At 71.8% G+C, this 23827-nt stretch carries 17 protein-coding genes; 5 read left to right on the top strand and 12 right to left on the bottom strand.

Annotation, left to right across the window (positions count from 1 at the left end; genetic code table 11):
• Window positions 1–13: 13 nt before the first annotated feature.
• The gene (locus R4I43_RS15820) at window positions 14–475 is read right to left on the bottom strand and encodes a universal stress protein (protein WP_125092946.1); all 462 of its coding nucleotides are present in this window, start codon (window positions 473–475) and stop codon (window positions 14–16) included.
• Window positions 476–581: 106 nt separating this feature from the next.
• Between R4I43_RS15820 and R4I43_RS15815 the strand changes: the two genes are divergently transcribed.
• On the top strand, window positions 582–1856 hold the full coding sequence (locus tag R4I43_RS15815) for an ArgE/DapE family deacylase (RefSeq protein ID WP_324266364.1): 1275 nt from the start codon (window positions 582–584) through the stop codon (window positions 1854–1856).
• Window positions 1857–2071: 215 nt separating this feature from the next.
• Here R4I43_RS15815 and R4I43_RS15810 read toward each other — a convergent pair whose 3' ends face one another.
• From R4I43_RS15810 to R4I43_RS15765, 10 genes are all read right to left on the bottom strand, one after another.
• Entirely contained in the window at window positions 2072–5353 is a 3282-nt protein-coding gene (locus tag R4I43_RS15810) for an error-prone DNA polymerase (protein WP_324266363.1), read from the bottom strand.
• Between the two features lie 76 nt (window positions 5354–5429).
• Entirely contained in the window at window positions 5430–7094 is a 1665-nt protein-coding gene (locus tag R4I43_RS15805) for a DNA polymerase Y family protein (protein ID WP_324266362.1), read from the bottom strand.
• Window positions 7091–7798, bottom strand: a complete 708-nt coding sequence (locus tag R4I43_RS15800) for a hypothetical protein (RefSeq protein WP_324266361.1) — start codon at window positions 7796–7798, stop codon at window positions 7091–7093. The genes R4I43_RS15805 and R4I43_RS15800 overlap by 4 nt, the downstream gene beginning before the upstream one ends.
• Before the next feature lie 331 nt (window positions 7799–8129).
• Entirely contained in the window at window positions 8130–9695 is a 1566-nt protein-coding gene (gene purH, locus R4I43_RS15795) for a bifunctional phosphoribosylaminoimidazolecarboxamide formyltransferase/IMP cyclohydrolase (protein WP_324266360.1), read from the bottom strand.
• Complete coding sequence (gene purN, locus R4I43_RS15790) at window positions 9692–10285, bottom strand: phosphoribosylglycinamide formyltransferase (RefSeq protein WP_324266359.1); 594 nt, start codon at window positions 10283–10285, stop codon at window positions 9692–9694. The genes purH and purN overlap by 4 nt, the downstream gene beginning before the upstream one ends.
• Before the next feature lie 171 nt (window positions 10286–10456).
• Window positions 10457–11866 carry a cell division protein PerM gene (locus tag R4I43_RS15785; protein ID WP_324266358.1) on the bottom strand — a complete coding sequence of 470 codons (1410 nt, stop codon included), beginning with the start codon at window positions 11864–11866 and terminating at the stop codon, window positions 10457–10459.
• A gap of 154 nt (window positions 11867–12020) precedes the next feature.
• Window positions 12021–12842, bottom strand: a complete 822-nt coding sequence (locus tag R4I43_RS15780; RefSeq protein WP_324266357.1) for a DUF5336 domain-containing protein — start codon at window positions 12840–12842, stop codon at window positions 12021–12023.
• 150 nt (window positions 12843–12992) lie between these two features.
• Window positions 12993–13877, bottom strand: a complete 885-nt coding sequence (gene sucD, locus R4I43_RS15775) for a succinate--CoA ligase subunit alpha (RefSeq protein WP_324266356.1) — start codon at window positions 13875–13877, stop codon at window positions 12993–12995.
• A 7-nt stretch (window positions 13878–13884) separates the two neighbouring features.
• Window positions 13885–15051 carry an ADP-forming succinate--CoA ligase subunit beta gene (sucC, locus tag R4I43_RS15770; protein WP_324266355.1) on the bottom strand — a complete coding sequence of 389 codons (1167 nt, stop codon included), beginning with the start codon at window positions 15049–15051 and terminating at the stop codon, window positions 13885–13887.
• 255 nt (window positions 15052–15306) lie between these two features.
• A complete protein-coding gene (locus R4I43_RS15765; RefSeq protein ID WP_324266354.1) occupies window positions 15307–17025 on the bottom strand; it encodes a hypothetical protein in 1719 nt (572 codons plus the stop codon).
• Between the two features lie 553 nt (window positions 17026–17578).
• Here R4I43_RS15765 and R4I43_RS15760 point away from each other — a divergent pair.
• From R4I43_RS15760 to R4I43_RS15750, 3 genes are all read left to right on the top strand, one after another.
• Window positions 17579–18352, top strand: a complete 774-nt coding sequence (locus tag R4I43_RS15760; RefSeq protein WP_407691253.1) for a M23 family metallopeptidase — start codon at window positions 17579–17581, stop codon at window positions 18350–18352.
• Window positions 18353–18444: 92 nt separating this feature from the next.
• Entirely contained in the window at window positions 18445–20070 is a 1626-nt protein-coding gene (locus R4I43_RS15755; protein WP_324266353.1) for a class I SAM-dependent methyltransferase, read from the top strand.
• An 82-nt stretch (window positions 20071–20152) separates the two neighbouring features.
• Window positions 20153–20590 carry a nucleotide triphosphate diphosphatase NUDT15 gene (locus R4I43_RS15750; protein ID WP_324266352.1) on the top strand — a complete coding sequence of 146 codons (438 nt, stop codon included), beginning with the start codon at window positions 20153–20155 and terminating at the stop codon, window positions 20588–20590.
• A 22-nt stretch (window positions 20591–20612) separates the two neighbouring features.
• Here the strand turns inward: R4I43_RS15750 and R4I43_RS15745 are convergent, their stop codons facing one another.
• The gene (locus R4I43_RS15745; RefSeq protein ID WP_324266351.1) at window positions 20613–23078 is read right to left on the bottom strand and encodes a UvrD-helicase domain-containing protein; all 2466 of its coding nucleotides are present in this window, start codon (window positions 23076–23078) and stop codon (window positions 20613–20615) included.
• Between the two features lie 433 nt (window positions 23079–23511).
• Between R4I43_RS15745 and R4I43_RS15740 the strand changes: the two genes are divergently transcribed.
• On the top strand, window positions 23512–23817 hold the full coding sequence (locus R4I43_RS15740; RefSeq protein WP_324266350.1) for a chorismate mutase: 306 nt from the start codon (window positions 23512–23514) through the stop codon (window positions 23815–23817).
• The last annotated feature ends 10 nt before the right edge of the window (window positions 23818–23827 follow it).

The raw sequence follows: 23827 nt of genomic DNA, 5'->3' as shown, positions 1-23827 counted from the left end.
TGGAACGTCGCCGCTACGGGACGACGACCACCGGGCGGACGGCCTCGACCACCAGCGTCGCCGGGACGGTGCCGAGGAGGCCGCCTCTGCGGCGGGAGCGGCCGACGACGATCAGATCGGCCCGGTACTGCTCGGCGACCTGCTCCAGGCCGACCGCCGGGTCGCCCCGGTGGTGCACGAAGTCCCAGTCGATGTCCACCCACTTGAGGTGCGAGACGACCTCTTGCTTGAGCTCCTCCACCAGGGACTCGGCGGCCTCGCTGGCCACCGCGACGCCCATCGGCGACCAGTAGGCGACGCCGCCCACGGCCTCGACGTAGACCAGCACGAGGCGCGCGCGCTCCCGTCGGGCGAGACCCGCTGCCCACGCGGCGGCGTGGAAGCTGGCCGGGCTGCCGTCCATGCCCACGACGATGCCGCCCAGGCCGTCCTTGCCGATCTCGAATTCACGCTCGGTGCTGTCGCCTTCGGCCACGCCGGAATGGTACTCAGGCCCGGCGCCCCGGTCCCTTCCACCGTGTTCGAGGCGATTTGCCGACGGGTCTCCCCTCCTACGGGGGCGCCGCGTTAGGTTCAGCTCCGTGACCGCAGTTGAGCCCCGCACCGAAGCCGAACAGCGCGCCCTGGACGCCGTGGACATCGACGGCATCGTCGACGATCTCCGCGAGCTGGTGGCGATCCCCAGCGTCGGCGGCACCACCGCCGAGCACGACGCGCAGCAGTGGTGCGCCGATCGGCTTTCCGCGCTCGGGCACCAGGTCGACCACTGGCGCATCGACGTCCGCGATCTCGCCGAGCACCCCGACTTCCCCGGGCAGGAGGCGGACCGGGACGAGGCCTACGGCTGCGTCGGGGTCAGCGGCGGAGGGGATCCGGCGCTGGTGTTCTGCGGGCACACCGACGTGGTGCCGCCCGGCGACCTGGACCGCTGGCCGGACCGCGACCCGTACTCGCTGCGCATCTCCGACGGCATCGCCGCCGGTCGCGGCACCTGCGACATGAAGGGCGGCGTGGTCGCCTTCCTCGGCGCCCTGAAGGCGCTGCGCACCGCCGGCGTCGAGCTGGCCCGGCCGGTGGCGGTGCACGCGGTCGTCGCGGAGGAGGACGGCGGCCTCGGCGCGTTCGCCACGCTGCAGCGCGGTCACCGCGGTGAGGCGTGCGTCATCGCCGAACCGACCCAGAACACCATCGTGGCCGCCAACGGCGGTTCGCTGACGTTCCGGCTGGAGGTCCCCGGGCAGAGCACGCACGGTTCCACCCGCTACCGGGGCGTCAACGCGCTCGACAAGCTGGCCGAGCTGCTGCCGGTGCTGCGCGAGCTGGAGGCCCGGCGCAACGCCGCCCCCGACCCGCTGGTGGCGCACCTGGAGATCCCGTACCCGCTGTCGGTCGGCACGGCCCGAGTCGGTGACTGGGCCAGTACCGTCCCGGACCTCGCGGTGGCCGAGGGCCGCTACGGCGTGCGGCTCGGCGAGTCCGTGGAGCAGGCCAAGACCGAGTTCGCCGCCGCCGTCGCCGAAGCCTGCGCGGCCGATCCGTGGCTGGCCGAGCACCCGGTGCGGGTCACCTGGCCGGGCGGCATCTTCGCCAGCGGCCGGTTCCCCGAAGGGCACCCGCTGCTGGACGAGACCCGCGAGGCGATCGTCGCCGCGGGCGGCTCCGTCCCAGAGGTGCTGGGCGCTCCGTACGGCTCGGACCTGCGCCAGTACGCCGCCACGGGCATGCCGACGCTGCAGTACGGCCCGGGCGACGTGCGCTACGCGCACGCCCACGACGAGCACGTCAGCATCGCCGACCTGGAGCAGTGCGCCCGCACCTTCGCGCTCCTGGCCATCCGCAGATGCGGAATCGCGTAAGCCCAACCCAAACACCGTCAGGCAACCGGCGAAGCCGGTTTCTCAGTACCCCACCTGAGCACCTGGCACCGCCGCGGGTTCTCAGACGTCTTCTGGGGAGGACAGCCGTAGCGCCGTTTGGCATACATAAGTCTCGGATCCCGGAGCCAGAAGGCGTCTGAGGTTCCGCTACCCGCACCGCCAAGCAAAGAGACCACGAAGTCTTTTTGCACAGTTCAGTGGAAATCGCGGGATTCCGAGGGTATTTGGATGTTCAGCTTTTGCAGCCTGTCCGCCCGCAGGTTGATCACCTCCTCGGTTCGTTCCACCACTCCTCGGACCAGCAGTGCGGCGCTGGTGCGTCCGACCTTCCGGTAGCGGGCCCACAGCCCGGGTGAGCAGACGACGTTGACCGTTCCGGTTTCGTCCTCCAGGTTCAGGAAGGTGATGCCGCCCGCGGTCGACGGGCGTTGCCGGTGCGTCACGGCTCCACCCACCAGGACTCGGGTTCCGTGCTCCACTTCGGACAGTCGAGCAGCGGGCAGGGCACCGAGCTCGTCCAGCCGGGCGCGCACGAACTGCAGCGGGAAGCTGTCCGGGGACACCCCGGTCGCCCAGACGTCGGCCGCCGCCTTCTCGACGCCGTCCATCCCCGGCAGGGCGGGGGAGCTCGACGACGCGGTGGTGCCCGGCAGCCGGTCTGGTCGCTCGCGGGCGGCCGCGGCGGCGTTCCACAGCGCTTCGCGCCGGGTCAGGCCGAAGCAGTCGAAAGCTCCTGCCGTGGCCAGGGCTTCCATCTGCGGCGCGGTGAGGCGCACCCGCCGCGCCAGGTCGGGCATGTCGTCGAAAGGGCCGTTCGCAGCGCGTTCGGCCACCAGCTTCTCGGCGAGGTCGTCACCGAGCTTGCGCACCGACGACAGGCCGATGCGGACGGCTCGGCCGCCGGTGCTGGTGGCGTCCGGTTCCAGATCGGCCTGCACCCTGCTGGCGTTGATGTCCGGCCCGCGCACCACGACCCCATGCCTGCGCACGTCGGCGACCAGCGACTGCGGCGAGTAGAAGCCCATCGGCTGCGCTTTGAGCAGCGCCGCGCAGAACGCCGCCGGGTAGTAGTGCTTGAACCAGGCGCTGGCGAACACCAGCAGCGCGAAGCTCAGCGCGTGGCTCTCCGGGAACCCGTAGTTGGCGAAGGCCAGCATCCGCTGGTAGATGTGCTCGGCCAGCTCCTCGCCGATGCCGTTGGCGGCCATGCCCTCGAAGAGCCTGTCGCGCAGGCGTTCCATGCGTTCGGCGGAGCGCTTGGCGCCCATCGCCCGGCGGAGCTGGTCGGCTTCGGACGGGCTGAACCCGGCGACGTCGACGGCCAGCTGCATCAGCTGCTCCTGGAACAGCGGCACGCCCAGCGTCTTCTTCAGCGCGCCCTCCATCAGCGGGTGCTCGTAGTCCCAGACCTCCTCGCCGTTGCGGCGCCGGATGTAGGGGTGCACCGATCCGCCTTGGATCGGGCCCGGTCTGATCAGCGCGACCTCGACCACCAGGTCGTAGAACTCGCGGGGTTTCAGCCGGGGCAGGGTGGCCAGCTGCGCGCGGCTCTCCACCTGGAACACCCCGATCGCATCGGCCCGGCGCAGCATCGCGTAGACCTCGGAGTCGGACAGGTCGAGCTCGCCGAGGTCGACGTCGACGCCGTGGTGCTCGCGAGTCATGTCGATGGCGTAGTGCAGCGCCGAGAGCATGCCCAGGCCGAGCAGGTCGAACTTGACCAGCCCGACGGTGGCGCAGTCGTCCTTGTCCCACTGCAGCACGGTCCGGCCGGGCATCCGCGCCCACTCCACCGGGCACACCTCGCTGACCGGCTGGTGGCAGATCACCATGCCGCCGGAGTGGATCCCGAGGTGGCGCGGGAACCCCATCAGCTCGTCGGCGAGTTCGCGCACCGCGCCGGGGATCTCGGAGTCCTCCGGCAGCGGCCCCCAGTGCTCGATCTCCTTGCTCCAGGCGTCCTGCTGGCCGGGCGAGTAGCCGAGTGCGCGGGCGACGTCGCGCACCGCGGACTTCGGCCGGTAGCCGATGACGTTGGCGACCTGCGCGGCGTGCGTGCGGCCGTACTTGGCGTAGACGTGCTGGATGACCTCCTCGCGGCGGTCGGATTCGATGTCGATGTCGATGTCCGGCGGCCCGTCCCGCTCCGGGGCGAGGAACCGCTCGAACAGCAGCCGGTAGCGCACCGGGTCGGCGTTGGTGATGCGCAGCGCGAAGCACACCGCCGAGTTCGCCGCCGATCCCCGGCCCTGGCACAGGATGTTCTCCCGCCGGCAGAACTCGACGATGTCGTGCACCACCAGGAAGTAGCCGGGGAACTCGAGCTCCTCGATCACGGCCAGCTCGTGCTCGATCCGCCGGTACGCCTCCGGTGCCGCCTGCGGCGGGCCGTAGCGCTCGAGCGCGCCGAGGTAGGTCTGCTCCCGCAGGTGGCTGGCCTCGGTGTGGCCGGGAGGCACGTCGAACGGCGGCAGTTCCGGGACGACGAGGCTGAGGTCGAAGGCGAAGGACTTGCCCAGCTCCGCCGCCCGCTGCACCGCGCCCGGGTAGCGGGCGAAGCGCTCGGCCATCTCGGCGCCGGAGCGCAGGTGGTTGCCCGCCCACGCGGGCAACCAGCCGTCCATGTCGTCGAGGCTGCGCCGAGCCCGGACGGCGGCGACGACGCCGGCCAGCCGCGCCCGGTCCGGCCGCGCCAGGTGCGCGCCGGTGGAGGCCACTGTGGACAGTCCGGCGCGTTCGGCGAGCTCGGCGAGGGCGTCGTTGCGCACCGAGTCGGTGGGCAGCCCGTGGTCGGTGAGCTCGACGGTGACGTGCTCGCGGCCGAAGAGCCCGACCAGCCGGTCGAGTTCGGCCGCCGCCGGGTCCTTCCCCCCGGCGGCCAGGGCCGTCTGGACCGCGCCCTTGCGGCAGCCGGTGAGCACCTGCCAGTGCCCGGCGGCCTCGGCGGCCAGCTCCTCCAGCCGGTACTCCGGGCGCCCCTTCTCCTCACCGCGCAGCTGGGCGGTGCTGATCGCCCGGCACAGCGAGGCGTAGCCCTCCAGGTCGCGGGCCAGCACCAGCAGGTGCCCGCCCTCGGGGTCGGGGATGCCGTTCTGCGGCTGGGTGAGCCCCAGGCTCAGCTCTGCGCCGAACGCCGTGCGCACGTCGTGCTCCTTGGCGGCTTCGGCGAACCGCACGACGCCGTAGAGGCCGTCGTGGTCGGTGAGCGCGATGGCCTCCAGCCCGAGCCGCGCCGCCTCCTCGATCAGCTCCTCGGGGTGCGCGGCACCGTCGAGGAAGCTGAAGTTGGAGTGCGCGTGCAGCTCGGCGTAGGGCACCCGGTCGCCGGGCGGCGCCGGGTCTCTTCCGACTTCGCGATGGGCCGCACGAGGTCGCGGCGACGGGCCGTCAGCACGACCGGGATCGCGCGGCATCACCTTGCCGGAGAGCGCCTTCTCCAGCTCTGACCAGCTCTGGGGCGGGTTGAACCAACTCATGGAACTAGTGAACTCCTGTTCGAACGATCAGCGCCACCGAATGGCCGGACATCCACTCGAACGAGTGTTCGCCTGGTTATCGGTAGGCCCCCTGGACCCACCAGTCCCCGCGCTCGTGCACCAGCAGCAGCGCCACCTCGTCGGACTCCTCCCCGGAGTCCTCGAGCCCGTCCGGGGTCAGCACGACCTGGAGGCGGACCTGGGCGCGCGGCGGGACCTGCGACTCCGGCGCGGTCTGGCCGGAACCACCGGCCAGCAGGTCCACCCACCAGCGCTCGGCCACCGGCCACGGACCGGCCCAGCCGGCCACCGCGCGCGACCGGCCACCACCGACCTCGACCCGGTGCGGAGCGGCGGAAAGCCCCATCCGGCCGGTGATCCACACCGGTTCGCCCGACTCGTCGAGCACCCGGGCCGGCCACGGTTCACCCGGCACCACCGTCGGCGACGGAGCCGGGATCCGGCCCGGCCACGGCGGGCCGGCGGGCAGCGCAGCCCGCCGCTCATCTCCCCACGGCACGAATCGCACCTGGTCACGAGGGTCCCTGCCACCGCCGAGGACACCGGTCAGCACGGCCTCCGGGCCGAGCATGCCCTGCACCCGCGCGAAGGCCCGGCCCGCACGAGCGGCGGCCTCGCCGGTGGCGGAGCTGAGCAGGTCCAGCTGCAGACCTCCCGCACCCACGACCTCTTCCGGGCGCAGGCTCAGCTCGCCGAGCCCGGAGGTGGGGCGCCCCTCGCGCTTCCGCCCGTTGAGCCAACCGTCGAGCTGCCAGCGGACCCGATCCGCGGTGGCCGCCGGGGTCAGCGGTTCCGCGCAGCGCCAGACCCGGTGCAGCTCCTCGCCGTTCTCGGTGCGCGCCGAGATGCCCAGCCTGGTGCAGGCCAGACCGAGATCGCCCAGCTTGGCGTGCAGTTCGTCGGCGAGCGCCTTGGCCACGAACGCCGCGCGGTCCACCCGATCCACCGGCGGGTCGAGCTCCTCGGTGACGACCAGGCCCGGTGGTGGTCGGCGGCGCTTGACCGGACGCTCCTCCTGACCTCCCGCAGCCCGGTGGGCCAGCAGGGCGGCCTGGCCGAACCGGGTCGCCACGTCCGCCGAACCCAGTGCGGCGAACTCCCCGAGGGTGCGAATCCCCAGTCGGCGCAACAGGTCCACGAGCTCCGGCTGCTCCGCGGCCTGCTTCGGGCCGAGCCGGTCGGCGAGCTGCTCGATCTCCTCGACCGGCAGCGGAGCGAGGAAGTCCCCGCTGCCACCGGGCTCGACGTGCCGGGCGTGCCGGGCGGCGAGGATCGCGGTGAACAGCCCGTCGGCGACACCGATCCGGCACTCCACCCCGGTCTGCGCGTCGATCTCGTCGACGAGCTTCTCGGCGGCGGCCTCCTCCCCGCCGAAGTAGCGCGCGGGCCCTCTCGCCGGCACTGCGACCAGGCCGGGACGGACGACCTCGACACCCGGCACGAGCTCCTCGACGGCGACCACGACCGGCTCGAAGAGCCGCACGTCTCGCGCCGGATCGTGCTCGCAGACGACGAGTTCCGGACAACGGCCCTGCGCCTCGCGACGGCGCATCCCCCGGCGAACACCGCTGTCCCGGGCCGTCGCCGAGCAGGCGACGACCCGGTTCGCGGCGAAAACCGCTGCGGGGACGAGTGGTTCGAGTTCGGCAGCGCGCGCGGCGGCCACCACCGGCCAATCCGGGCACCACACGACGATCCTGCGGGCCGGCACGTCGCTCACCCCGTCACCGCGCGCAGGTGCGCCCGAGCGGCCGGGCGTTCTTCGACCCCGGCGACCGAACCGTCGCGAGAAGGCAGCAGCAACCGGCAGGAACGCGGCCGCGATGCCGCACCACGCCCTTCGGCGTGCACCGAGACGTCGCGCTCCCGCAGATGACCGTGGCCGTGACCGAGCCCGCGCCAACGCGCACCGGAGCAGCGCAGCTGCACCTCCGCACCCGGCCAGCGGCCGAACGGCAGCAGCACCGAACCTCGGTTGCGCGCCCGCGCGGAAAGCCTCCGGGCATCGGCGTCGAGCACTTGGCCGGTCCCGCCGACCACCACCAGGTCGACGCCGTCCAGCAGCGCGGCGATCACGCCCGCCGGATCGGAGCCCGGCTGCGGCACCACCGCGAGCCGTTCCAGCGACACCCCGGCCTCGGCAGCGGCGACCAAGTTGATGCCGGGCAAACCCACCATGGTCGCCCAGGAACCCTTCGCCGTCGCCTCCGACAGCAGCGCGAAGAGCAGCGACACCGATCCGTGCACCGCCACCGTGCTGCCGCGGCGCAAACCTGGCCACGGCAGCACGGCGGCGAGTTCCGCCCGCGTCGGCAGCACCCGGCCCGCTCCCGGGACGCCGCCCGCCTCGACGCGCAGCACACCCACGGACACCCCGTCAGCCGTGGGCGCGCTCAGCGCCGTCGAAGACACCATCGCGGACATCGCCGCCCTCCCCACATACGTGACCGCGGTGGGTGCCCGACCCCGGCGCGGGCACCCACGAACACAGCCGCTGCGGGGAAGGCAGCGGTGGAGTCAGCGCTGCGCCTGCACCCGGAACACAGCGCCGAACTCCATCGGAGCGGCCGACCCCGACACCGGCCGTTTCCGATCTCGAACCTCAGTTCGAACAAGAACAGTTAACCCCGCTCGGCCGGGGTGCGTCAAGGGACATGGCCGGATCGGGTGAACATTAGTTCGAACCCGGGAAGAGCCCCGGGAACGCGACGAGCCCCGGACCGGGGTCCGGGGCTCGTCGGATGTCGACCTGGGGTCAGTGGGCGAAGTGGCGGGTGCCCGTGAAGTAGACCGGGACCCCTGCCGCCTCCGCTGCAGCGATGACCTCGTTGTCCCGGACCGAGCCGCCCGGCTGGACCACGGCGCGCACGCCCGCGTCCAGCAGCACCTGCAGGCCGTCCGGGAACGGGAAGAACGCGTCCGAGGCCGCGACCGAACCCTTGGCCCGTTCACCGGCGCGGGAGACCGCCAGGCGGGCCGAGTCGACCCGGTTCACCTGGCCCATGCCCACGCCCACGGTCGCGCGGGCGTCGGCGAGCAGGATCGCGTTGGACTTCACCGCGCGGCAGGCGCGCCACGCGAACTTCAGGTCCGCCAGCGTCGCCTCGTCGACCGGCGAACCGGTCGCCAGCGTCCAGTTCGCCGGGTCGTCGCCCTCGGCGTCGATCGCGTCCGCCCCCTGCACCAGCATGCCGCCGGAGATCGCGCGCATCTCGACCCGGCCGCTCTGCGGCGGCTGCGCGGTCAGGATGCGGATGTTCTTCTTCTTGCTCAGCACGTCCACCGCGCCCTCGGCGTAGCCGGGGGCCACCACGACCTCGGTGAAGATCTCCGCGACCTGCTCGGCCATCGCCACCGACACCTCGCGGTTGGTGGCGATCACGCCGCCGAAGGCGCTCACCGGGTCGCACTCGTGCGCCTTGCGGTGCGCGGCGGCGATGTCCTCGGCCACCGCGATGCCGCACGGGTTGGCGTGCTTGATGATCGCCACGCACGGCTCGTCGTGGTCGTGCGCGGAACGCCACGCGGCGTCGGCGTCGACGTAGTTGTTGTAGGACATCTCCTTGCCGTGCAGCTGCGCGGCGGCGGCCAGGCCGGTGGCCTCCCCGCCCGAGACGTACAGCGCGGCCGGCTGGTGCGGGTTCTCGCCGTAGCGCAGCGCCGAGCGGCGCTGCCAGGTCTCACCGATCCAGCCCGGGAAAGCGGCGTCGTCGCCGGTGGGGACCTTGCTCATCCAGGACGCGACCGCCACGTCGTAGGACGCGGTGTGGCGGAACGCCTCGGCGGCCAGCTCGACCCGGTCCGGCGTGGTGAAACCACCCGCGCGGACCTCCTCGAGGACCCACTCGTAGCGGCTCGGGTCCACCACGACGGCGAGGTTGGCGTGGTTCTTCGCCGAAGCGCGCACCATCGCCGGGCCTCCGATGTCGATCTGCTCGATGACCTCGTCCTGCGCGGCGCCCGAGGCCACCGTCTGCACGAACGGGTAGAGGTTGACCACCAGCAGGTCGAACGGCGCGATCTCCAGATCTTCGAGCTGCTGGGCGTGGGTCTCGCGGCGCAGGTCGGCGAGCAGGCCCGCGTGCACCCGCGGGTGCAGCGTCTTGACCCGTCCGTCCAGCGCCTCCGGGAAGCCGGTGAGCTCCTCGACGGGCGTGACCGGCACGCCGGCGTCGGCGATCGCACGCGCGGTGCCGCCGGTGGAGACGATCTCCACCCCGGCCGCGTGCAGCCCGGTGGCCAGCTCCAGCAGGCCCGACTTGTCCGACACGCCGATCAGCGCGCGGCGAACCGGGCGCCGCTCCTGGGAGTTCGCGGTCACGGGATACTCACCTTCCGTCCCTGCACGGTCCACCCGTGCAACGCCAGCTTTTGCAGAGTGCCGACCAGCAGCCGCCGCTCGACGGCCTTGATCCGCTCGTGGAGGCTCGCCTCGTCGTCCTCCGGCAGCACCTCGACGGCTTCCTGGGCCAGGATCGGCCCCGTGTCCACACCGGCGTCCACCACGAACAGGGTGCAGCCGGTGACGCGGACTCCATACTCCAGCGCATCCCGCACCCCGTGCATGCCGGGGAACGAGGGAAGCAGCGCCGGGTGGCTGTTGAGGTATCGGCCGTCGAAGCGGGCCAGGAAGTCGGCGCCGACGAGCTTCATGAACCCGGCGGAGACCACCAGGTCCGGCTCGTGCTCGGCGCAGGCCTCGGTCAGCGCGCGGTCCCACTCCTCGCGGGAGGCGTGGTCACCGACCTTGCGGACGAACGTGGGGATGCCGGCGCGCTCGGCGCGGGCCAGCCCCTCGATCTCGTCGCGGTCGGCGCCGACGGCGACCACCTGGACCGGGAAGTCGGGTTCGCTGGTGGCGTCGAGCAGGGCCTGCAGCAGGGTGCCGGAACCGGAGACGAGCACGACCACCCGCGCCGGGTTCGCGGTCGTGATCCGGTTCGGGTGCGCGGCGGTGCTCGGCTGGTCGGGCGTACTCGGGTTCAGCGTTCGCTCCTGACATGCCTCGGCACGATCTCCCCCGCAGCGTAAGACCTGGTTGCGGGGTCGGCTCCGGCAGGGCCCGGGCGAGTGGCGCAGCGCTCACCGCCGGTCGCGCGGCGCGGGCTCCTCCTCGCCGGGCTCGGCGTCGAACTCGTCCGCGGTGGCGTCGTCAGCGGAGTCGGGTTCGGAGTCGGATTCCGCGCGGGCGACCGGGATTTCGGCGATCAGGTCGTCGAGGTCGGTGTAGTCGAAGTCCTCGTCCGGCTCGTCGGGCGCCGGTTCTGGATCGATGTCCTCCTCGTCGTGGAACCCGTCGGTGGCGAAGGCGCTCAGCGCCGGGTCGTCGGGTTCGTCCGCTCCGCCCAGCCAGGTCATCGCCAGCGCCGGGATCGCCAGCCAGCACAGCGTCGCCAGCGCCAGGCCGACCGGGTGGAACGACACCTCGCCGATCGGGCCGTTGCCGAGCCGGCCACCGGCGACGGCCGCCAGCGCCAGCACGGCCAGCGCGGCCACACCGGCCGCGACCAGCACCACCACCAGGCGGCGGCCGAGCGGGCCGGGAACGCGCCGCGCGACCAGGCCCATCAGCATCCCCACCAGCAGCGGGAGCAGCAGCACCGCCGACCACCACACCGCCGGGCCCTCGCTGGGCAGCACCGCCAGCAGCGGCAGGTCCGGAAGCGGTCCCGGAGCGTGCTGCAGGGGCTGGACGACCTGCGCGCCGATCGAGAAACCGCTGCCCGCGGCGAAGGACCAGCCCGCCAGCACCGCGTTCGGCAGGTACAGCAGGGAGAGCACGGTGGCGCCGACGGCGTCCCCGCCACCGCCCATCCGCGCCATCGACGCGGCCATCTCCGGGGCCGACACCGCGATCGCGACCAGCAGCACGCACGCACCGACCGCGACCACGGTGGCGATGGTCAGCAGGCCGATCCGCAGGCCCGTCCACACGTACGCGTCGGTGCGTTCCCACAGCAGGTAGAACAGGCCGCAGCGGTTGGCGACACCGGCCGTCGCGGCGATCGCGGCGGTCAGCCCGCAGCTCAGGAACGCCTCCACCGGAACCGCGCTGAACGGGCCGCCCAGCAGCAGCGCGAAGGCCGCGCCCACGAACGCGTGCACCAGCGCCATCGTCGCGATCACCGGCCACGCCTGGTCCGGGCGCCGCAGCCGGCACCGGCGGGCGACGAACGCCGAGGCCACCGCGACCAGCAGCACCACGCCGATCGTGGGCAGCATCGGCAGCACGCTCAGCGGAGCGCCGGAGATCACCAGCGGCGACTGGTAGAGCATCAGCCAGCCGGGCAGCGCGGCCATCAGGATCAGCACCGGGTCGAAGCTCGCCCCGCTGGCGATGCCGACGACCAGCGCGAGCAGCGCTGCGACGGCCAGGAAACCGATCAGGGGCACCGCGCCGACGACGGCGATGAACAGCCACCGCCGCAGCCCCGGTTTCCGGTCGGAATGGCCCGCGGCCACGGCATGGGGGATCGGATCCAGCGCAGACACGCGACCGAATGTCGCACCACCGCTGCTCCGAACGGCCCCGAACACGCCAGCGCCTCCGCCCATCGGGCGATGGACCGCCGGTCAGAGCTCGGGACGCAGGGCAGTTCTCGCCGGAGCAGTCCGGGCAAAGGGAACCGTCACCGGGGTCGGGCGATCAGAAGGCGGGCGGGTTGGCTCCCGGGTGCGGCATCTGGCGAGTGCCCTGCGGTCCGCCGCCGTCCGAGTCGGTCTTGGGCTGCTGCTGGCCACTCTGGGACGGCTGCTGCGGGCCGGGTTGCGGGATCGGGCCCGACTGGCTCGCGGGTCGCTGGTGCGGGCCGCTGGAGTCCGGGTTGGGTGTGGCGAACCCGTCGGAGGACGGGTTCCGGTTACCCGAAGGCTGCTGGGCGGGCTGGCCACCGGCCGGGTTCCACGGCGGGGGTCCGCCGAACTGGGCGCCGGGCTGGCCCTGCGGGCTCCAGCCAGGAGCGGGCGGGCCACCGGGACCAGGCCGCGCAGCGCCGGGACCACCTGGGCCTCCCGGACCGCGCTGGCCCTGCGGGAACGGCGGCTGGCCGTAGGGCTTGGGCTGCGAGCTCGTCGGGCCGGACTTGATCACGCCGCCCTCGATCAGCAGCACGCCGACCACGGCGGCCAGCTGCGCGAGCGCCAGCACCATCAGCACCGCGACCAGGCCGGAGGCGGTGTTGCGGACGACGTCCTGCAGCAGCGCCAGCGCGGCGTAAGCCGACAGCGGGACGGACACGAACAGCGCGTCCGGCGTCTTCGGCACGAACCGCAGTCCCGCCAGCGCGGCCGAGCAGATCAGGCCGAACCCGGCCATGCTGCCCATCAGGGCACCAACGCCGTCGTCGAAGAAGCCGAGCAGGTAGCCGACGACGCCGGCACCGGCCGCCACCATCGCCAGGACTTCTTTCAGCTCGAAAGAACGACGGCCACCGTCGGTGTTCGACTGCTGCGGATACGGCGCGGACATGGCTTGGTCGGACTCCTCGAAAGCACTCGATCGGGCGTGCTGATCGACGGTACCGAATACCGGCCACCGCCAGCGCCCAGCCCGCGAAAGCCGTCGGGGCCGGACTCCCCGGGGGAACCCGGCCCCGAACGAACGAGGTCGATGCGGGTCTCAGCCCTTGACGATCTCGCGCATCAGCTTGGCGGTCTCGCTCGGCGTCTTGCCGACCTTGACGCCCGCGGCCTCCAGGGCCTCCTTCTTCGCCGAGGCGGTGCCCGACGAACCGGAGACGATGGCGCCCGCGTGACCCATGGTCTTGCCCTCCGGCGCGGTGAAGCCCGCGACGTAGCCGACCACCGGCTTGGTGATGTTGGCCTTGATGTAGTCGGCCGCGCGCTCCTCGGCGTCGCCACCGATCTCACCGATCATCACGATGGCCTCGGTCTCCGGGTCCTCTTCGAAGGCCTGCAGCGCGTCGATGTGGGTGGTGCCGATGATCGGGTCACCACCGATGCCGACGGCGCTGGAGAAACCGATGTCCCGCAGCTCGTACATCATCTGGTAGGTCAGCGTGCCCGACTTGGACACCAGACCGATCTTGCCCGAGCCGGTGATGTCGGCCGGGATGATGCCGGCGTTGGACTTGCCGGGCGAGATGATGCCGGGGCAGTTCGGCCCGATGATCCGGGTCGTGTTGCCCGTGGCGTTCGCGTGCGCCCAGAAGTAGGCCGAATCGTGCACCGGGATGCCCTCGGTGATGACCACGGCCAGGCCGATCTCGGCGTCGATCGCCTCGATCACGGCGTCCTTGGCGAACTTCGGCGGCACGAAGACGACCGACACGTCGGCGCCGGTCTCCTTCATCGCCTCCTGAACGCTGCCGTAGACCGTGAGCTCCTTGCCCTCGATCTCGACGGTCTGCCCGGCCTTGCGGGCGTTGACACCGCCGACGATGTTGGTGCCGGAGCGCAGCATGCGAGCGGTGTGCTTGGTGCCTTCAGAGCCGGTGATGCCCTGAACGATCACCTTGCTGTTCTCGTTGAGGAAGATAGCCATGATCGCCTCACGCCCCCGCTGCCAGCTCGGCGGCCTTGTCGGCCGCACCGTCCATCGTGTCCACCACGGTGACGACCGGGTGGTTGGCCTCGGCCAGGATGCGGCGGCCCTCGTCGACGTTGTTGCCGTCGAGGCGGACGATCAGCGGCTTGGTGGCCTCGTCACCGAGGATCTTCAGCGCCTGCACGATGCCGTTGGCAACGGCGTCGCAGGCGGTGATTCCACCGAAGACGTTGACGAACACCGACTTGACGTCCGAGTCGCCCAGGATGACGTCCAGACCGGCGGCCATGACCTCGGCGGAGGCGCCGCCGCCGATGTCGAGGAAGTTCGCCGGCTTGACGTTCTTGTGCTTCTCGCCGGCGTAGGCCACGACGTCCAGCGTGGACATGACCAGCCCGGCACCGTTACCGATGATGCCGACCTCGCCGTCCAGCTTGACGTAGTTGAGGCCCTTCTCCTTGGCCTTGGCCTCGAGCGGGTTCTCCGCGTCCTTGTCCACCAGCTCGGCCTGCTTGGCCTGGCGGAACGCGGCGTTCTCGTCGAGGGTGACCTTCCCGTCGAGGGCGATGATCTTGCCCTCGGGGTCCTTCACCAGCGGGTTGACCTCCACCAGAGTGGCGTCTTCGGCGACGAAGGTCTCCCACAGCTTGACGATCACGTCGGCGACCTGGTCGGCGACCTCGGCCGGGAACTTGGCGGCGGAAACGATCTCCTTCGCCTTGTCCAGGTCGACGCCCTCGATCGGGTCGATCGCGATCTTCGCCAGAGCCTCGGGCTTGGTGGCCGCGACCTCTTCGATCTCCATGCCGCCCTCGACCGAGGCCATCGCGAGGAAGTTGCGATTCGCGCGGTCGAGGAGGAAGGAGAAGTAGTACTCCTCCGCGATGTCGGAGGCGGTCGTGACCAGCACCTTGTTGGTGATGTGGCCCTTGATGTCCAGACCGAGGATGGCCTCGGCCTTGGTCTGGGCCTCATCCGGGTTCTCGGCCAGCTTCACGCCACCGGCCTTGCCCCGGCCACCGGTCATGACCTGGGCTTTGATGACTACGGGCCCGCCGAGTTCTTCGGCTGCTGCCTTGGCCCCTTGCGGGTCGGTCGCCACGGTGCCGGGCAGCGTCGGCACGTCGTGGGAGGCGAAGAGCTCCTTCGCCTGGTACTCGTACAGGTCCACTCGACTCTCCTGCGACGTCGGTGTCGGACTCGGTGACGATATCGACCTGCGATGACGCATGGGGCGGCGCACCTGGTGAACTGCCTCACCTGAGGTAGGGCGTCTGCCTGGGTCGACCCGTCCAACACGGGGAATCGCCTTGTGCGGCAGGAGCGATATCTGCGTTCGCGTGACGAACGGAACAGGCGCCGTGACGGCGTGCAGCCCAGTTTCGGGCACCGCGACGGCCCCCACAAGACGGCCGGGCGAGTGAACTCAGTTGGTCGGTTCGGCGGTGGCGCGGGCCGCCAGCGCCGTGCCGAGCAGCACCACGGCGGCCCCGACCGCGAACCACAGGCCGAGTCCGGCAGCGGCCCCCGGCAGGCGCCCGGCGGTCAGCGGGAACTCCAGCGCGCGCACCGCGACCAGCAGGGCGGCGCCGCACAGCAGCGCGGCGGCCTGCGCGGGGCGGCACATCGGGGCGAGCACCGTCGCGCCGACGACGGCCGCCAGCGCGAGCACCAGCCCCCACGAGGTGGTGCCGAAGTCGGTGAACACGCCGGGCGCGCTGTAGTCGGGCGCGGTCAGCACCGGCAGGCTGAACGCCCCGGCGCCGAGCACCAGCGCGACCAGCGACGGGACCAGCACGAGGCGGCGCATCGCCATCTCGGTGAGGTCGACGTCGTCGCGCTCGACCGCTCCGGCGATCGCCGCGAGCACCGCGGCGACGGCCGCCAGCAGCACCGACAGGCCGGCGGCCCAGGCGCCCAGAGCCGCTCCGGCCCCGGCCTGCACGGCGGTGAACACCGCGTCCAGCGACCCCGCTGCGGCCAGCGGGACGACCGCCCACAGCACGGTCAGCACCGGGCGCAGCAGCGGCGCGACCTTCGGCAGCAGCATCCCGGCACCGACCAGGACCAGCAGGATCCCGGCGGGCAGCAGCATCCGCGCCGGGTACTCCGACGGGTCGCGCAGCCCGTAGGGCATGGCGACGTGCGGCGTCAGCGCCGCCAGCACCGCGACCGCACCGGCCAGCAGCGCGAACACCCCGGCGAGGGTGAGCAGCCTGGTCAGCGCGGGAAGCCGCAGGTCGTCGACGTTCTCGGCCCGCTCTCCGCGTCCGGCCACGACGGAGAGCACGAGCAGCGCCAGCGCGGCCAGCAGGCCGAGCAGCGGGCCCCAGGCGAAGTTCAGCTCGTCGAGCACCAGCACCGACACCAGCGGCGGCACGACCACCGCGACCAGCGACAGCGCCACGCCGAGCAGCCCGCCGCGGGCGAACTCCGGATCGGTGGAACCGGCGAGCAGACCGGCGGCGCAGGGCACCGCGACGGCCAGCAGCGCGCTGCCGATGAGCACGGGAAGCGGCCCGTCCAGGGCGGTTTCGGCCGGCAGGTACGGGTCGTCGGAGGCGAACGGCGCCATCAGCACCGCCACGGCCCCCAGCACTCCGGCGCACAGCGCCATCGCCAGCAGGCCCTGCCGGTGCGACCCGGCTCCGGACTCGCGGGCCCTCCAGGTGGCGAGAACCCCTGCGAGCAACGCGAAGACGTGTCCGGCGGCCAGCAGCCACCAGCCGACGCCGGGTTCGAAGGTGAGCAGCGAGGTGGTCTGGAGCAGTTCCGGGCGCGCGGCCAGGCCCGCGTCGGCGGCGAACTGGACGTCCTGCCCGAGCCTGCCGGGCGCGAAGGCGGCCGGGCCGACGAGCACAGCGGCGGCGGCGACCGGCTTGCCCGCTCGCGCGAACGCGGCGGCCAGCACCGGCACGAGCAGCGCGAGCACCAGCAGCAGCGGCCAGGCGGGGTAGGCGGCGGGGACGGCGGGGCTGGTCAGCCCGAGCAGCGGTCCGATCCCGGTGAGCGCGGCGCCGAGGAAGGCGAGCACGATCGCGGCTCGCAGGCGGGCCGACGTGCCGAGCGTTGGCCGCGGGTCCGTGGCCCGGGCGGAATCCGCCGAGGCAGACGAACCGGACGGGAGGTCAGGCCGCGCAGTCACCGCGCAGACGCTAGCAACCGGGTGACCGATTCCGGACACCACCCGTTGTCGCCCTCCGGGGTCACCGCGGGCCGACACGCCCGGGCAGCACCCGAACGGAGCATTTTCAGCTCGCCGACAAGACGCTCTTGGGGTGTGACTTGCAGCACAAAAGGACACCCGCCCGTGTCCGAATCGGTTCCGAGATCGCGACCCGCTGGGCCGTTCGGAACCGCCGCTCGCGATCACGAACCCGCAGGTGGCTCCGCTGCGCGACGACCACGCCCAGTGTCCGGGGAGGACTGACAATCCGCCCGGCGAAGGGTGTTTCGAACACGCGCGGTGCCCGGCGCGTAACAGATCGGGATTTGCCCCTAGGGGATCAGCTTCGTTACTGTCCCCCGGTCCGTTGTCACGGTCTGATCACGAAGGACAACCTTCGGCCGGTTCCCCGACCGGCACCCGGAAATCCCCGTTCCGGGCCCGCGAGATCAGGCTCCCCGAGACGGAAGGGCAGGCATTGGCTCACCACCGCTCCCCCGGCGGCGAACGACCCTTTCCCGGTTATCCGGAGGTGTCCCCCGACGACCCCTCCAGTGCGCGGGATCGGAGCCGGGGTGCAACAACAGCATCGGCCTGGCGCGGTCGCGTCGTCGTCGCAGCAGTAGCGGCGGGCGCCTTCGCAGCAGCGGGCCAATCGCTGGCAGCAGGCGAGGGAAACGCCTCCCCCGACAGCGATGACTTCAACGCCTCCGGCGCCGCGGGTTCGTTCAACACCGCGATGGCCGAGGACTCCCCCGCTCACACCGGGATGGGCGGCAGCGCCCCCGCGCCCGCCATGCTCCCGGTCGCCAAGAGCTCCGACGTCAGCTCCGAGATGGAGAAGCTGACCAAGAGCGAGCGGATCACCCAGGCGCGCGAGAAGGCTCAGCGCGCCGCCGAAGAAGCCGCGAAGCAGCCGAAGTTCCACGTCCCGGCGATGGGCAACTTCACCTCCGGGTTCGGTGGCCGCTGGGGCACCACCCACTACGGCATCGACATCGCCAACGCCAAGGGCACGCCGATCATGTCGGTCGCCGACGGCGTCGTCATCGAAGCCGGCCCGGCCAGCGGTTTCGGCCTGTGGGTCCGGGTCCAGCACGAGGACGGCACGATCACCGTCTACGGCCACGTCAACACCATCACCGTTGACGAGGGCGACAAGGTCAAGGCCGGCGACCAGATCGCGACGATGGGCAACCGCGGCTTCTCCACCGGCACCCACCTGCACTTCGAGGTGTGGAACGGGGGCGGCAAGAAGATCAACCCGCTGCCGTGGATGCGCGAGCGGGGCATCTCCCCGGTGTGATCCTCAGGGTTCGGCGACCGTCCCGCGGTCGCCGAGCCCTTTTTACGCGTTGTTGGCGGACGTTCGGATCCGTCGCGCAGTAGCGTTGCGCCGTGGCCGAACAGATCCGGTTGACCGGAGCGCAGCAGACGCTCCTCGGTCCCCTCCACGCACGCGCGCTCGACAGCCGCCGCGTCGACCCGGTGCTCGGCGACCACGCCGCCGACGAGCTGGTGGCGCGCATCGACTTCGACTTCGGCGAGCTGCGGCTCGATCCCGGCGACGAGATGGCCGTAGTCCTGCGCGCCAAGGAGATCGACGACCGCGCCCGCGACTTCCTCGCCTCGCACCCGGACGCGGTCGTGCTGCACCTGGCGTGCGGCTTGGACTCCCGGCCGTTCCGGCTCGACGTGCCCGCCGAGGCGCAGTGGTTCGACGTGGACCTGCCCGACGTCGTCGAGCTCCGCGACCGGCTCTACCCGCAGGTTCGGCACAACCACCGCACGATCGCGGCGTCGGTGACCGAAACCGGCTGGCTGGACGAGGTTCCGGCCGGGCGGCCGCCGCTGGTCATCGCCGAAGGCCTCACCCCGAACCTGGCGGAGGAGGACGGGATCGCGCTGCTGCGGCGGCTGGTCGAGCGGTTCGGCTACGGCGAGATGCTCTTCGACGTGGTCGCGCCGTGGACCGTGCGGGCCGCGAAGTACTCGGGTTTCCTCCGCAGCACCGGCGCGCGCTTCCACTGGGGAGTCGGTGACCCGGAGGACCTGGAGATCAAGGTTCCCGGCCTGCACCTGCGCGGATCGGTGCCGGTCACGACGCTGCCCGGGGTCGCCAAGATGGCACCGCGCGAGCGCCGCATCGCCGGGGCGATGAACGCGGTGCGGCCACTGCGCGACGCGATGCGGGTGGTGCGCTTCGGCTTCGAGCGCGAGAAGCGGATCCCGGTCGAGCTCACCGGCCCGGCCGCCACCATGCTCGCGACGCTGTACCTGCGCGCCCTGGACAACCGGTCCGCGGAGCCGATGCTGCACGACCGGTGGGCGGACGACGCGGTGCGCCGCATCGACTACGACTTCACCGGTTTCGGGTTCCGCGCGAACAACGCGATCTCCGTGGCCGTGCGCGCCAAGGCCCTCGACGACCTGGTCCGCGCGGCGCTGCGCCCGGGGATGACCGTGCTGCACCTGGGCTGCGGCCTGGACAGCCGGTTCGAGCGAGTGGACCCGCCGGCCGATGTCGAGTGGTACGACGTCGACCAACCCGAGGTCGTCGAACTGCGCGAGCGGCTGTTCCCGGCTTCGAAGAACCGGCACACCCTCGGCAGGTCGGTGACGGATCCGGACCTGCTGGACGAGATCCCGTCCGACCGGCCGGTCCTCGTGGTCGCCGAAGGTCTGACGATGTACCTGACCAGGCCGGACGGCCTGTCCCTGCTGCGCCGCGTCGTCGAGCGGTTCCCCAGCGGTGAGCTGCTCTTCGACGCGTTCAACACGGTGAGCATCCACCTCAACAACGTCGCCAACCCGGCCGTGACCCGCTCCGGTTCCCGCCTGCACTGGGGCATCGACGACCCGAGCGACCTGGAACCCCTCGGCCTGCACCTGGTCTCGGAGATCTCGTTCCTCGACGCCCCGGAGCTCGCGAGCTACCCGCTCCCGGCCAGGCTCGCCTTCCGCGCCATGTCGAAGGTCCCCACCCTCAACCGCCTGGGCAGGCTCCTGCACTACCGCTTCTGACCCGAGCGGAGGACGAGGCGAGAGCACGACCGGCACCGGAAATTCGGTGGCCGGGCGGGTCGGTGGCGGGGAGGATCCAGGCGTGGTTGCTTCGGAGATTCGCGGGCCGTTCGTGGGGACCAGCGCCATCGTGGTGCGCGACGCCGCGGTGCTGCTCGGCAAGCGGAAGGGCGCGCACGGCGCGGGCTCGTGGTCCTTCCCCGGTGGCAAGGTCGACCCGGGCGAGGCGCCGGAGGACGCCGCCGCCCGGGAACTCGCCGAGGAGACCGGACTGGTCGCCACCGACATCACGACCATCGCCTGGACCAGCGACGTCTTCGACGACGAGGGCCTGCACTACATCACGCTGCACCACCTGATCGCCGCCGAAGGCGCACCGCAGGTCCTCGAACCCGACAAGGTCGAGTCCTGGTCCTGGCACCGCTGGAACGATCTCCCCGCCCCGCTGTTCACCCCGGCCCGCTCGCTGGTCGAAACGGGCTGGCGACCACCGAACCTCCAGGACCGCGGCCGGCCGTGATCCGCAGCGCCTCCCGAGGTGGTCAGAGCTTGGTGAGCGGGACCGTGCCGATGAGCATGAGCTTGACCGTGCCTGAGGAGCCGAAGTCGATGGTGGCCGTGGCGCGGGGGCCTTCGCCGTCGGTGGCGACGACCGTGCCGAGGCCGTACTTGTCGTGGGTGACCTTGTCGCCCGCTTCGAGCTTGAGGGCGACCGTGTCCTTCCAGCCCTTCATGCCGGTGCTGCGCATGCCGCGTTCGGCCAGGCCCGCCTGGGCCGAGTCGCCCCCGGTGCGGTCGAACCCGCCGCCTCGGCTGCCCCAGGTGCTGCGGACCTGCGGAGCGGCGCGCTCGGGCTCGATGCGGCGCCAGTGCATCAGCTCCTCGGGGATCTCGGTGAGGAACCGCGAGGCCGGGTTCGTCATCGGCTGGCCCCAGGCCGAGCGCATCATGGCGCGCGACAGGTAGAGCCGCTGGCGGGCGCGGGTGATGCCGACGTAGGCCAGCCGCCGCTCCTCGGCCAGCTCGGCCGGGTCGCCCAGGGCGCGGGTGTGCGGGAAGACGCCGTCCTCCCAGCCGCCGGAGAACACCACCGGGAACTCCAGGCCCTTGGCGGTGTGCAGGGTCATCAGGGTGACCAGGCCGTCGCCGGTCTCGGGCAGCGAGTCGGCGTCGGCGACCAGCGAGACGCGCTCCAGGAACGCCGCCAGCGAGTCGTCGGCCAGCGGGTCGGCGTCGTCGTCCGCGTCCTCGGCGGGGGCGACACCCGACACCACGGCCTCCGCCGACGGCGAGACCTCGGCGTCGGCCGGCAGCGGTGCTCCGGCGCGGGCCTCGGTGAACTCGCGGGCGACGGTGATCAGCTCGGTCAGGTTCTCCAGCCGCGTCGCGTCCTGCGGATCGTCGCTGGCCTCCAGCTCGCCGCGGTAGCCGGTGCGCTCCAGGACGGTGTCGAGGGTCTCGGCCACGTCGTTCTCGGCGGCGACCCCGTGCAGCTCGTCGAGCAGTTCGACGAAGCCCGAGATCGCGTTGCGGGCGCGCGTGTTCAGCAGCGGGACCTCACCGGCGGCGGCCCGGCGCAGGGCCGCGCCGAAGGAGATCCGCTCCTGCTCGGCGTGCACCGCGACCACGGCCTCCGCGCGGTCGCCGATGCCGCGCTTGGGCACGTTGAGGATCCGGCGCAGGCTCACCGTGTCGTCCGGGTTGTCCAGAACCCGCAGGTAGGCGAGGGCGTCGCGCACCTCGCGCCGCTCGTAGAAGCGGACTCCGCCGACGACCCGGTAGGGCAGGCCGAGGCGGATGAACACCTCCTCGAACACGCGCGACTGGTTGTTGGTGCGGTAGAAGACCGCGATGTCGTTGAACGTGGCCTCGCCCTGGTCGACGAGCCGGTCGATCTCACCGGCCACGAACGCGGCCTCGTCGTGCTCGTTGTCGGCGACGTAGCCCACGATCGGCTCGCCGTCACCGGCGTCGCTCCACAGCCGCTTGTCGCGCCGGTTCGGGTTGCGCCGGATCACCGCGTTCGCGGCCGACAGGATCGTCTGCGTGGACCGGTAGTTCTGCTCCAGCAGGATGCTGCGGGCCTGCGGGTAGTCGCGCTCGAACTCCTCGATGTTGCGGATCGTGGCGCCGCGGAACGCGTAGATCGACTGGTCGGCGTCACCGACCACGCACAGCTCCGCGGGCTCCACGCCGCCTTCCGTGGTCCCGGTCCCGACCAGCTCCCTGACCAGCACGTACTGCGCGTGGTTGGTGTCCTGGTACTCGTCGACGAGCACGTGGCGGAAGCGGCGGCGGTAGTGCTCGGCGACCGCCGGGTGCTGCTGCAGCAGCTCCACCGTGCGCATGATCAGGTCGTCGAAGTCCATCGCGTTGGAGTCGGCGAGCCTGCGCTGGTAGGCGGCGTAGACCTGGGCGACCTTGCGCTCCACGTCGTTGCCCGCCTGCTGCGCCGCGTCCTCCGGCGTGAGCAGCTCGTTCTTCAGGTTCGAGATGTTGATGGACAGCGTCCGCGCCGGGTAGCGCTTGGAGTCCAAGTCCTGCTCGCGGGCGATCATGGTGATCAGCCGCTTGGAGTCGTCGGAGTCGTAGATCGAGAAGTTCGACGACATGCCGAGCGTCTTGGCCTCGCGGCGCAGCACCCGGACGCACATCGAGTGGAACGTCGACACCCACATCACGTTGGCCCGGCGGCCGACCAGGTCGGCGACGCGCTCCTTCATCTCGGCCGCGGCCTTGTTGGTGAAGGTGATGGCCATGATCTGGCCGGGGTGCGCCCCGGTGGCCAACAGGTGGGCGATGCGGTTGGTGAGCACTCGCGTCTTGCCCGATCCGGCACCAGCCACCACCAGCAGCGGCGAGCCGGTGTGCGTCACGGCCTCGCGCTGCTGCGGGTTGAGCCCAGCCAGCAGCGCCTCCGGGTCCGGGCCCGACCGGGACTGAGGTGCGGAGGGCTGCGCGGGCTGGGGCTCGTCGCCCTGCCATTCGAGATCGAGAGGGGTGCTCATCGTCGAACCACGTTACCGAACCCCCCGGACAGAGCTCCTCCGCGTGAGCTCACTTTGCGTAGCGGTGCGGGTAGCGGAACCTGGCACGCCGCCTGGCTCCGGGAGCCGCTCCGTTTGCACGCCAACACACGGCGTCACAGCTGTCCTCACCAGGCGACGTGCCAGAACCCGCGGCGTTGCGAGTTGCTCGCGTGGGGCGCAGCCGTTGGCGTCCAGCTGCTGGGACGTGGTGACCAGGCAGTGGATCGGGGGCGGGGGTTGTGGCAGACTGGTGGTGTGCGAACGCAGCAGTACGAGTTTTACTACGGGCCCGGGACTCCGGCGTCCGTCACTGCGTGAGCTCGAAAACCACTACGACGCCCCGGAGTCCTCGGACTCGGGGCGTTTCGCGTTCCGGGACGGGAACGGGGCTGGAGCCGGAGGATGACGTCCGATGAACGCCACTGTGGACGGTGACAAACCGCAGTCCGGGAAGCCCTCGACCGAGCAGGCCGCGGAGGCGATCACCAACTTCCGCGAGGAGATCGACTACCTCGACGCCGAGATCCTGCGACTGATCAAGCGCCGGGCCGAGGTCTCCCAGCAGGTCGGGCAGGCGCGCATGGCCGCTGGCGGCCCGCGCATCGTCTACAACCGCGAGATGGACGTGCTCGCCCGGTACCGCGAGCTCGGGCCGGAGGGCCGCGAGATCGCCATGATCCTGCTCCGCCTCGGGCGAGGTCGGCTCGGCCACTCGTAGGAACCCGCGA

Origin of the sequence: Saccharopolyspora mangrovi, assembly GCF_035320975.1 — a bacterium.
GTDB classification, from domain to species: Bacteria; Actinomycetota; Actinomycetes; order Mycobacteriales; family Pseudonocardiaceae; genus Saccharopolyspora; species Saccharopolyspora mangrovi.
Note: the sequence above shows the minus strand (reverse complement) of the source record. Positions and strands in the feature narration are given on the sequence as shown.

Bases quoted from the DNA above. Each gene is read 5' to 3' on its own strand.
- R4I43_RS15810 (WP_324266363.1), bottom strand. From the start codon at position 5,353: ATGAGTTGGTTCAACCCGCCCCAGAGCTGGTCAGAGCTGGAGAAGGCG.
- R4I43_RS15800 (WP_324266361.1), bottom strand. From the start codon at position 7,798: ATGTCCGCGATGGTGTCTTCGACGGCGCTGAGCGCGCCCACGGCTGAC.
- R4I43_RS15780 (WP_324266357.1), bottom strand. From the start codon at position 12,842: ATGTCCGCGCCGTATCCGCAGCAGTCGAACACCGACGGTGGCCGTCGT.
- sucD (WP_324266356.1), bottom strand. From the start codon at position 13,877: ATGGCTATCTTCCTCAACGAGAACAGCAAGGTGATCGTTCAGGGCATC.
- R4I43_RS15745 (WP_324266351.1), bottom strand. From the start codon at position 23,078: ATGAGCACCCCTCTCGATCTCGAATGGCAGGGCGACGAGCCCCAGCCC.
- R4I43_RS15740 (WP_324266350.1), top strand. From the start codon at position 23,512: ATGAACGCCACTGTGGACGGTGACAAACCGCAGTCCGGGAAGCCCTCG.